The sequence below is a fragment of the Streptomyces sp. NPDC056296 genome (assembly GCF_042268605.1).
Lineage (GTDB): Bacteria > Actinomycetota > Actinomycetes > Streptomycetales > Streptomycetaceae > Streptomyces.
On sequence record NZ_JBHJRX010000117.1, the window covers coordinates 1 to 8,274 of the forward strand.

General features: G+C 68.6%; 6 protein-coding genes and 1 pseudogene. 4 read left to right on the forward strand and 3 right to left on the reverse strand.

Annotated features, from left to right (window positions below):
* Window positions 1–331 precede the first annotated feature (331 nt).
* Window positions 332–1,939, reverse strand: a pseudogene (locus ACFCZF_RS40320) (acyl-CoA dehydrogenase); the annotation flags it as partial.
* Window positions 1,940–2,320: 381 nt separating this feature from the next.
* Here ACFCZF_RS40320 and ACFCZF_RS40325 point away from each other — a divergent pair.
* A complete protein-coding gene (locus tag ACFCZF_RS40325) occupies window positions 2,321–3,118 on the forward strand; it encodes an SDR family oxidoreductase (protein ID WP_376675905.1) in 798 nt (265 codons plus the stop codon).
* A 195-nt stretch (window positions 3,119–3,313) separates the two neighbouring features.
* Here the strand turns inward: ACFCZF_RS40325 and ACFCZF_RS40330 are convergent, their stop codons facing one another.
* Window positions 3,314–3,997: a TetR family transcriptional regulator gene (locus ACFCZF_RS40330; RefSeq protein WP_376675906.1), complete on the reverse strand. Its 684-nt coding sequence runs from the start codon at window positions 3,995–3,997 to the stop codon at window positions 3,314–3,316.
* A 181-nt stretch (window positions 3,998–4,178) separates the two neighbouring features.
* Here ACFCZF_RS40330 and ACFCZF_RS40335 point away from each other — a divergent pair, with 181 nt between their 5' ends.
* The 3 genes from ACFCZF_RS40335 (at window position 4,179) to ACFCZF_RS40345 (ending at window position 7,020) form a co-directional block, all read left to right on the forward strand.
* Entirely contained in the window at window positions 4,179–5,678 is a 1,500-nt protein-coding gene (locus ACFCZF_RS40335; RefSeq protein ID WP_376675907.1) for an AMP-binding protein, read from the forward strand.
* A complete protein-coding gene (locus ACFCZF_RS40340; protein ID WP_376675908.1) occupies window positions 5,671–6,516 on the forward strand; it encodes an enoyl-CoA hydratase in 846 nt (281 codons plus the stop codon). Before ACFCZF_RS40335 ends, ACFCZF_RS40340 begins: the two co-directional genes overlap by 8 nt.
* Window positions 6,517–6,660: 144 nt before the next feature.
* On the forward strand, window positions 6,661–7,020 hold the full coding sequence (locus tag ACFCZF_RS40345; protein WP_376675909.1) for a hypothetical protein: 360 nt from the start codon (window positions 6,661–6,663) through the stop codon (window positions 7,018–7,020).
* A 261-nt stretch (window positions 7,021–7,281) separates the two neighbouring features.
* Here the strand turns inward: ACFCZF_RS40345 and ACFCZF_RS40350 are convergent.
* Window positions 7,282–8,274, reverse strand: a 993-nt coding sequence (locus tag ACFCZF_RS40350; RefSeq protein ID WP_376675910.1) for a biotin/lipoyl-containing protein, incomplete at its 5' end; no start/stop codon positions are given.

The following is an 8,274-nucleotide window of genomic DNA, read 5'->3' on the forward strand; positions in this document are numbered from 1 at the left end:
GGCCTGGCTCCATCACTACAATCACCACCGCCCCCACACCGCAACCGGCGGCAAACCACCCGTCACCAGGTTGACCAACGTCCCTGGGCAGTACAACTAGTTCTGGACGTGTGCGCAAGGCGTTCCTGGTGAGCTCCATCAGTTGCTCCCAGCCCTCACCGCTGTTCCACGTGCCTCCGCCCAGGCTGACACGTTCGAAACCAAGGGTCGCGCGCGCGACCGTCCATCCGTTGTCGATTTCTCCGACAACGTTCTCGTCGGGGACGAAGACCTCGTCGAGGAAGACCTCGTTGAACTCGGCTCCGCCGGTGATCTGGCGCAGTGGCCGAACGGTGACGCCCGGGGCCTTCATGTCGACGACCATGCAACTGATGCCCTTGTGCTTCGCTGCATCGGGGTCGGTACGCACCAGGGCCATCCCGAGGTCGGCGTGGTGGGCGTCGCTCGTCCAGACCTTCTGACCGGTGAGCACCCAGCCGCCCTCGGCGCGGACGGCCCGGGTTCGCAGGGCGGCGAGATCGCTGCCCGCGCCGGGCTCGGAGAAGAGCTGGCACCAGTGTGTCGCGCCTGTCATCGTGGGGCGCATCCAGCGTTCCTGCTGCTCGGTGGTGCCGAAGGCGAGGACCGTCGGCAGGATGATGGGCAGCTCCCAGTAGGTCGGCCCCAGCGCGCCCGTGCGGTCCAGGTCGTTCGTCTCTTCCTCGATGACGAGCTGGCGGGCGGCATCGGCTCCCAGGCCCCAGGGGGCGGGCCAGTGCGGGTGGAGGTACCCGGCGTCGACGATCATTTCGTGCCGCCGGTCCGCCGGCGCCGCCAGCACTCGCTCCCTGAACCGTGCAGCCTCGGCCCTGTACTGCTCGGCCTCGGGCGGCAGAGGGATGCCCGATACCGGTCGGTGCAGGGCGATCTCCGCGCGGCCGGCGGCCTCGATGACGTCGTCGTTCCGGCCGAGGAGCGCGGCGTCGAGGGCGGCCCGCCGGAGATACAGGTGGAGGTCGTGTTCCCAGGTGAAACCGATGCCGCCGAGGACCTGCAGAGTCGTCTTCGCGCAGCGCAGGGCGGCTTCCGTGGCAAGCCGGTAGGCGATGCCTGCGAGCAGGTGGGCATCCGAGCCGTCCATGGCGCCGGCGGCCCGCCACGTCGCGGCCGTGGCCAGTTCCGTCTCGAGCAGCATGTCGGCGCAGTGGTGTTTGATCGCCTGGAACGAACCGATGGTCCGCCCGAACGCCTCGCGGGTCTTGGCGTAGTCGACGGCCATCGCCAGGCATGCCTGCGCGATCCCGGCAGCGTCGGCGGCGAGCAGCACACGCACCGTCGACCGCAGGCTCTCCGCCGCGCCGCGAAGCCGTATCGCTTCGGACAGGTCGACATCGCGGGCGCGGAAGTGACTCAGTAGCCGCGTGGGGTCCAACTCGCTCCGGCGCCGTTCCTCAAGTCCTGCGCTGCCGCGGTCGACGATGACGACGTCCGGTCCGTCGGCGACGGCGAGATGCGTAAGCGAGGGGCCACCCTCCACGGGCCCCAGGTCGCCCGCCAGCAGGTTTCCGCCGGTGGTGTGCGGGCGGCCCACGACTCCCACGCGCACATCCCCGGACGCGATGCCTGCGAGCAGCGCCACCGTCTCCGGGCGCTGGTCCTCGGCGAGCACGGCCGACACGGCGACAGTGCCGACGAGCGGAAGCGGGGCGCAGCTTCCGCCCAGTGCTTCCAGCAGGATCACTGCCTCGGCCATGCTCTGGCCACTGCCGTCCAGCTCCTCCGGAACCAGGAGGGCGGGCCAGCCCATGGCCTGCGCATCGTTCCACAGGGATGCGACCTCGGGTGCGACGTCCTCGGCGTCGAGCAGGCGCCGAGCCACCTTCAGGGCCCCGGCCTTGCCTGCCCAGGCCGTGGCCGCGGCGGACATGCTCTCGTGGTCGGCAGTGATGGCGATCGGCATGGTGCTCCTCAACTCGGTACGGGAGGACTGCAACGGCAACGGTGTGGACGTTCGAGCCGACGGGCCCTACTGCGCGGTACCACCTCGGCGGGAGCCTCTTCGCGGCCGGCCCGGATTGCCTGGCGCGCGCTCGGACCAACGCCTTCCTGGGGGTCCGGGCACATTACTATGCTGGCCAACATATAGGCAACGGGCCAGCACAGAAAGGCATCGCTAGTGCTCGCCCCCTGCCTTTTGTGACTGAGGCGCGAGGTCCGGACCGGGCCCGCCGGTCGGCCCGCTCGACGACTTCTGTGTTGAATGACATAGACTTGGTTGTAAGGCCGTCGCTCGCGAAGCAACGAGCGCGGAGGATGCACCATCACGAAAGGACGTTGCACCATGACGGAATGGATGAACGGCGCCACAGCCTTCATCACCGGAGGCGCGCAGGGCATCGGCCTCGGTATCGCACGGTCGCTGGCGCGCCAGGGCGTCAAGCTCGCCTTGGCGGACATCGATGTCGCGGCTCTCCAGGTTGCGAAGACCGAGCTGGCCGGGATCACTCCGACGGAGACGTTCGAGCTCGACGTGCGAGACCGGGACGCCTACGCCGCTGTGGCCGACAAGGCGGAGAGTGCTCTGGGGCCGGTGACGCTCCTGTTCAACAACGCCGGCATCGCGCCGGCGGTGCCGGTCGAAAAGGCCGAGTACCGCCACTGGGACTGGGCCATGGGCATCAACCTGAATGGTGTCTACAACGGCATTCAGACCTTCGTCCCGCGCATGATCGAGCGAGGCCAGGGCGGATACGTCGTCAACACCGCCTCCGGCGCCGGCCTGGTCGGCGGCCCGGGGTTCCTCTACACGACGTCGAAGTTCGCGGTCGTGGGGCTGTCGGAGTCGCTGAGGATGGAGCTGGATGGGCACCGCATCGGCGTCAGCGTGCTGTGTCCCGGCCCGGTGGACACGCAGATCATCGGCAACACCATCAACCACTCCGAGACCGGATCCTCCAAGGCCCCTCATGACAAGGTCGAGTTCCTGAAGGCCGGAGTCAGCATCGATGCGGTCGGTGACATGGTGCTCGCGGGCATGGAGAGCCGCCAGATGTGGATCCACACCGACGGCATCATGCGCCCCCATGTCAAGACGCGCATGGAAGCCCTGCTCGAGTCGATCCCGCAGAGTGCCGTCTGACGATCACCGGGAACACGTGCTCGGCTGCTCCGCGCGGCCGAGCACGTGGCAGGCATGCCCAAGGCCGGTACGGCGGGCGCGACGCGTGCCTTGCCTCGCCCGCAGCCTGCAGCGCCCACGCGAGGCGTACCGTCGCCTCCGATCACCGTCCCTCCGGGTCGGAAAGCCTCCCCGCGGCCTTGAGCACTGCCCTGGTCAGGCGCTCCGGTCGGCCCTCGCCTGGCCGTCGGCACGGGGGTGACTCCGAGCGGACTCGTCCGGCGCGCCGAGGTCGCTCCACAGTTGTTGCGAATGGCCGTCGATCAAAGCGGCCAGGACTTCGAGTGACTCCCCCAGGTCGACGCTGTCCGGGTCGACCTGCCACTGCATCTGGATCCCGATCAGGGCACCGTTGATCACCGCCGCCATGGCTTTCTCCCGTTCGACGGCTTCCCCGGCGTCGACCGTGTCGGGGCGGCGCGCGCGGAACCAGCGCTGAAGGCCGACTCTGCGGTCCTCCAGGAAGGCGGAATACTGCTCGTGCAGCGTGCCGGTGCTGTTCATGGCCTCTGTGAGGATCATGAACAGCAGCTTCGGGCTGGTCTGCTGCAGCAGCTTGGCGTAGTCGGTGACGACCTGGTGCAACGTGGACTGGTCCGCGTAACGGTCCGGTGGCATGGCGCGCTTGATCGCTCGCTCGACGACGGCCATGGCGAGGCCGTCCTTGTTCTTGAAATGCCACGGGATGGAACCACGGCTGATGCCCGAGCGTTCCGCGATGTCGACGAACGAGGTCCGGTCGAGGCCACGCTCGGCGAACAGTGCTTCGGCGGCGTCCAGGATGCGCCGCCGGCTCTCGTCGCCTATCTCGTCGATGCGTCGCCGTGTGGGTGGAGTCACCGGGTCATGATAAGGCCCGCCGCACGGAGACTGCCGCATCGGAGTCACGGGGAGTGACTGTTGTCGTGGAAGCGGTCGGTGTCCGGTCACGCTCACCAGCGCGAACATCTCTGTGACGCTTGACATAGAGTTGTTCGGGCTGTTTCCTTCTGGTCAATCCAGACCGCAAGGAGGCAGTCATATGGATGCGTCGATGATGGAGGCGATACTCGCCGACAGCCCCGTCGAGCCGTACGTGCGCATCTTGCGCAGACTGGCGGAGGCAGACCCCGACTTCGAGGCCCTGGTCTGCGAGGACGAGGTGATGACCCGGGGCCGGCTGGAGCGGCAGTCGAACCGGCTGGCCCGCGCCTATGCCGAGAAGGGCGTGAGCTACGGCGACTATGTCGCCATAGCGTTGCCCAACGGCATCGGCTTCTACGTTTCCTTCCTGGCCACGCTGAAGCTCGGCGCGGTTCCGATGCCGCTCTCCTACCGACTGCCCGCCGCCGAACGCCGGACCATCGCCGACCTGGCCGACGTCCGCCTGATCGTCGGCGGCAGCCGGGACGACCACCCCGGGCGGGAGTGCGTCGACGCGGACTTCACTCCCGGCGACGACCTGAGCGACGAGCCCCTGCCGGAGGTGGTCTCGCCGGCCTGGAAGGCGCCCACCTCGGGCGGCAGCACCGGACGTCCGAAGATCATCGTCGCGGGTACGGGCGCGGAGGGGTCACCTGCCACGAACGCCCTGGTGTTCCAGTACGGGCCCGAGGACACACAGCTGGTCGTCGGACCGCTCTACCACAATTCGGCCCTGGCGAGTTCGTTCGGCGGGCTGCTCCTGGGACAGCGTGTCGTCGTCATGAAGCGCTTCGAAGCGGAAAAGCTGCTGGACCTCGTCGCCAAGCACAAGATCACCTGGCTGATGCTGGTCCCCACGATGATGCACCGCATCCAACGCCTGTTCGACGCGGGCGGTGAGTACGACCTCTCGTCCATCCGCATCCTGTGGCACATGGCGTCCAAGTGCCCGGAGTGGCTGAAGCGCGCCTGGATCGACCGCCTCGGCGCGGAAAAGATCCTGGAACTCTACGGCGGCACCGAACTCCAGGCCGTCGCCATCATCTCGGGCCCGGAGTGGCTCGAACACCCCGGCTCGATCGGCCGGGCGGTCATCGGGCACATGAAGGTCCTGGACGCGGCCGGCGACGAAGTGCCGCCGGGCACCGTGGGCGAGATCTTCATGAAGCGTGCCGACAACACCCCGCCCACCTACCGGTACATCGGAGCCGAGTCCAAGGAGCTGAACGGCTGGGAGTCTCTCGGCGACCTGGGCTGGCAGGACGAGGACGGCTACCTCTACATCAGTGACCGGCGCGTCGACATGATCGTCAGCGGCGGGGCCAACGTCTACCCCGCCGAGGTGGAGAACGCGCTCGACGCGCATCCCAGGGTGCTGTCGACAGTAGTCGTCGGCATCCCGGACGACGACCTCGGGCAGCGCGTCCACGCACTGGTCGAAGCCGAGCCCGGAACGACCGGGGAGGAACTGCTCGAGTTCCTGTCCGACAAACTCGTCCGGTACAAGATCCCCCGCACGCTCGAGTTCATCGACAGGCCCCTGCGCGACGACGCCGGCAAAGTCCGCCGCAGCAAGATGCGCGACGAGGCGATCGAAAGGATGAAGACCAGTGCCTGACACCGACTTCGAGCGCATCAGGTACGACGTTCCGGTCGAGGGGGTGGCGAGGATCACGCTGGCGAGGCCGGAGCGCCGCAACGCGCAGGACTACCGGATGCTGCACGAGATCGACACGGCGTTCGGCATCGCGGCGAGGGACGACGACGTCCGCGTCATCGTCCTGGCGGCCGACGGCCCTCACTTCTCCTCGGGCCACGACCTGGTCAGCACGGCCTGCGCGGACGAGTTCGAGACCAGGACCATGACCGGGGGCTTCCGGCAGCCGGGCCAGCACGGCCCGATGGTCAACGAGGAGGAGATGTACCTCGGACTGTGCTGGCGCTGGCGCAACGGGCCCAAGCCCACCATCGCCCAGGCGCAGGGCAAGGTCATCGCCGGCGGACTCATGCTCATGTGGCCCTGCGACATCATCGTCGCCAGTGAGGACGCCACCTTCTCCGACCCCACGGTGGCCTTCGGCCTCAACGGTCACGAGTACCACACCCATCTGTGGGAGGTCGGAGCGCGCAAGGCCAAGGAGATGCTGTTCCGCGGCCACGCGCTCACCGCGCAGGAGTGCGAGAAGCTGGGCATGGTCAACCATGTCGTCCCCCGCGAGGACCTCGAGAAGTTCACGCTCGACATGGCGAGCGAGATCGCCCAGCGCCCTCCCGTGGGACTGAAGCTCGCCAAGCTGGCCGTCAATCAGGGACTTGAGGCGCAAGGGCAGTACACGGCCATGCAGGCCGCGTTCGGACTCCACCAGGTGGGTCACGCCAACGCTCGCATCGTGTTCGACGGTGTCCCCGTCGATCCGGCCGGGCTCGAGATCATTCGCAAGCTGTCCAAGAGCTGACGAGCCGAGCGGCCGACCGTCGATGTGCCGTAAGGAGGGAACCGACAAGTGACTGAAGACCACGGACCGCGAGGGCCGGCACGGCGCAAGGCCGATTCGGAGCGAGCGCGACCGCTCTTCGCGGACTTCTCCCGGCGACGACAGGTGTTCGTCGTCGCCGTCGCCCCGATCGCGTTCGGAGCAATCGCGGGCTTGGCCCTGAGCTGGTCGGCACCGGCCTGGTGGGCGCTGCAATGTCTCGGTGCACTCGGTGCCGTTTCTGCCGGACGTGAGCACGTACGCCGACGGGAGGCTGCCGTGCGGGGGCTCGTCGTCGGGTTGTTCTTCGCCGCGAGTGTGCTCTGCGTCCGGGCTCTGCCAGCCGGTGACGACGTCGCCGACCTCGGCGATCCCCTCTTTTTTCCCGTGGTGGCGGCGCTGGCCGCCGGCGCACTGCAAGCGGTAGGGGTTGCCCGGCGGCCGCATGCCCCGGTGACAGGGACGACGACGGCGCGGGACGTCTGACACGGTCGGCCGCTGCCGCCTCCGCGAGGAGGTGGCAGCGGTCGGTGCACCGGCACCGTGTTCGACCGGGCGGCGGGCCAGGATTGTGGCCGCCCGTCGGTCGCCCTCCGGCACGCCCTCATGAGGGCGGCAGGCGGGCGCGCGTGCGGAGTTCCGGGGCTGCCCTTGTGAGTGGCAGTTACGTCGCCGTCCTGGACCGTTGTCCGGCCGAACGAAAAGGACCGCAGGTGATCGCCCTGCGGTCCTCTTCGTTTCGGTTGCTCAGTCCTTGATCTCGCAGATCGCCGCGCCCGACGTGACGGACGCGCCGACCTCGGCGCCCAGGCCCTTGACCGTGCCGGACTTGTGGGCGTTGAGGGGCTGTTCCATCTTCATCGCCTCCAGGACGACGATCAGGTCGCCCTCCTGGACCTCCTGGCCCTCCTCAACGGCGATCTTGACGATGGTGCCCTGCATGGGCGAGGCGAGCGTGTCGCCGGAAGCCGCCGGGCCGGACTTCTTCGCCGCGCGGCGCTTGGGCTTCGCGCCGGCCGCCAGTCCGGTGCGGGCCAGGGACATACCCAGGGAGGAGGGGAGGGAGACCTCCAGGCGCTTGCCGCCGACCTCCACGACGACCGTCTCCCGGCCCGCGTCCTCGTCGGACTCGGCGTCGGTGGGGGCGGTGAAGGGCTTGATCTCGTTGACGAACTCGGTCTCGATCCAGCGGGTGTGGACCGTGAACACACTTTCAGATGTCGCAGTGGTCGAGCCGGTCAGCTCGGGGGCGAAGGCGGGGTCCCGGACGACGGCGCGGTGGAAGGGGATGGCGGTGGCCATGCCTTCGACCTGGAACTCCTCCAGGGCGCGGGCTGCGCGCTGGAGGGCCTCCTTGCGGGTGCGGCCGGTGACGATGAGCTTGGCGAGCAGGGAGTCCCACGCCGGGCCGATGACGCTGCCCGACTCCACGCCCGCGTCCAGGCGGACGCCCGGGCCGCTGGGCGCCTCGAAGCTGGTGACGGTGCCGGGGGCGGGGAGGAAGCCCCGGCCGGGGTCCTCGCCGTTGATGCGGAACTCGAAGGAGTGGCCGCGCAGGACCGGGTCGCCGTAGCCGATTTCCTCGCCGTCGGCGATGCGGAACATCTCCCGGACCAGGTCGATGCCGGCGACCTCCTCGGTGACGGGGTGTTCGACCTGGAGGCGGGTGTTGACCTCCAGGAAGGAGATCGTGCCGTCGGTGCCGACGAGGAACTCCACCGTGCCGGCGCCGACGTAGCC

Coding starts and splice junctions, on each gene's coding strand:
- ACFCZF_RS40325 (WP_376675905.1), top strand. CDS start 2,321: ATGACGGAATGGATGAACGGCGCCACAGCCTTCATCACCGGAGGCGCG.
- ACFCZF_RS40335 (WP_376675907.1), top strand. CDS start 4,179: ATGGATGCGTCGATGATGGAGGCGATACTCGCCGACAGCCCCGTCGAG.